Source organism: Sulfuricaulis sp., assembly GCF_040901545.1.
Lineage (GTDB): Bacteria > Pseudomonadota > Gammaproteobacteria > Acidiferrobacterales > Sulfurifustaceae > Sulfuricaulis.
In genome coordinates this window covers 1-1,945 of the sequence record NZ_JBBDYL010000061.1, presented here as the reverse complement: position 1 = coordinate 1,945, position 1,945 = coordinate 1, and the positions used below count along the sequence as shown (strand labels likewise).

The following is a 1,945-nucleotide window of genomic DNA, read 5'->3' as shown; positions in this document are numbered from 1 at the left end:
CGTGGAGCGCCAGTTTCCACTTATCCCACCTGTCTCAAATCCTCAGACCACCTCTCCTCACACCCGGCACACCCACGTCAGCCGCTTCGATTCCGGCACCTCGCGGTAAACCGTGTCAGCAATATCCTCGCAGTGCCACGATCTCTAATCGACCCTTGTCCTTGTCCCGCTATGCCTCAAAAATCCCTGCCCACCTAACCAACAACTTTCTCACGACGCCCTAAGATCCGGTCTACTCACAACCCTGCACTTGACCGCTGGACCTCGCATTGCATGCATTTTGCCTTTTGATCTTCAGGAAATCCAAAAGGGGCGAGCCATTTTGCTCGGCAAGATAATGCAGAAAAGCGACATCTTCCAAACTATCAATTTCGTGGCAGAAAGGCGTGATAAATGCCATGATTTTTGACCCATGTACACTTGCTGATGTGAGAATTTGTGTCGCGCGCACCACATCTACATAGCCGTTCGGGTCATAGACGGCGGGAAAACTTTGGCGCGGCAAATTGTAGTACTCAGGACGCGTGTCGCCTGGGCGGATGCCCTTAAAATATCCGCGTTCATCAATCTCAAACCATTTGTACGGCGTCTTCGAAGCGATGTGCGCAGACCGCAAAGATGAGGCTTCTGGGTTCCCCCGAAACTGTTGCACGGCTGTATCAATTACCGCTGGATCCCTCAGAGGCGTGGTAGGTCGCAATTGAACTAAATATTCTGGCTGAACACGTTCATGCTTTCCGAGCCATTCCAAGGCATGAACCAAGAAATCCCTGTCAGTGGATATCTCACTCGCTAATTCAGCCGGCCTCAGAAACGGAACGTCTGCCCCGTACATTCTCGCCACTTCGGCAATCTCTTCTGAATCTGTCGTCACGATAGTACGCCCAATGCATTTCGAGAGCATCGCCGCGGCGATGGAAAATGCTATTAATGGATGTCCCATCAGCGGGAGTACGTTTTTTTGTGGCACACCCTTCGACCCACTGCGAGCGGGGATAATCGCGATCACTTCGGTCATTCTCTTTGCCTATCCTTATAATCTACTAGCTGTGGGCGGTGGCTCATGACGACTTACCCGGACGACGTTCGTATGCAGGTCTCGCATGAGACGATCTACCGGAGTCTGTTCGTGCAAGCCCGGGGAGTGCTCAAGCGTGAACTCACCGCGCACCTGCGCACGCGACGAACAATGCGGCGCAGCAAGCGGGCGACGAAGGCGGGCCAAGCGCGTGGACAGATCGTCGACGCCATCTCGATCGCAGACCGGCCGCCGAGTATCGAGGACCGCGCGATTCCCGGCCACTGGGAAGGCGATCTGCTCGCCGGGGCCAGGAACACGCACATTGCCACCTTGGTAGAGCGACAGTCACGCTACGTGCACCTGGTGCGCGTCGGCGGCAAGGATACGACCTCAGTGGTCAACGCGCTGATCCGCGAAGTACAGCAGCTGCCGGCGGGCTTGATGATGTCGTTGACGTGGGATCGGGGTCTCGAGATGGCGCAGCACCATCGCTTCTCGGTCGCCACGGATGTCGCCGTGTACTTCTGCGATCCCCAAAGTCCATGGCAACGCGGAACGAACGAGAACACCAACGGCCTGCTCTGACAATATCGGCTCCGTGCATACCGGAGCTTTCATAATGGCCGGCCACGATGTGTTCGAGAGAACCGAGCGTGACCAAGCCGCAGCTCGCGCACTCGAGGATCTGCAGGGAGGGCGCGTCCCGGACGATGCCCTTGCGGATGCTGTAGCTGGAGTGGCTGCAAAGGTAGCAGGTGTGGGTTCAACCGATGAGTGCAACGGTTTGGGCGAACTTCAACTCGCCACCGCCGTTGCCATGCCCCGAAAGCTCGGGCTGGATTCCAGCAGCCGTTCGTACGTCCCTTCCGCCACCACACGCCCCTGTTCCAGCTCCACGATGTTGTCGCATCGGCGGACGGTGGT

1 protein-coding gene and 1 pseudogene are annotated in these 1,945 nt (G+C 56.9%); one reads left to right on the top strand and one right to left on the bottom strand.

What is annotated here, in order from left to right; all coding sequences use genetic code 11:
- Nucleotides 1-232 precede the first annotated feature (232 nt).
- A complete protein-coding gene (locus WD823_RS12830) occupies nt 233-1,018 on the bottom strand; it encodes an acylneuraminate cytidylyltransferase family protein (RefSeq protein ID WP_368429894.1) in 786 nt (261 codons plus the stop codon).
- Between the two features lie 54 nt (nt 1,019-1,072).
- On the opposite strand from WD823_RS12830, the pseudogene WD823_RS12825 reads away from it, so the two are divergent.
- Nucleotides 1,073-1,603, top strand: a pseudogene (locus WD823_RS12825) (IS30 family transposase); the annotation flags it as partial.
- Nucleotides 1,604-1,945 lie beyond the last annotated feature (342 nt).

Bases quoted from the DNA above. Each gene is read 5' to 3' on its own strand.
- WD823_RS12830 (WP_368429894.1), bottom strand. From the start codon at position 1,018: ATGACCGAAGTGATCGCGATTATCCCCGCTCGCAGTGGGTCGAAGGGT.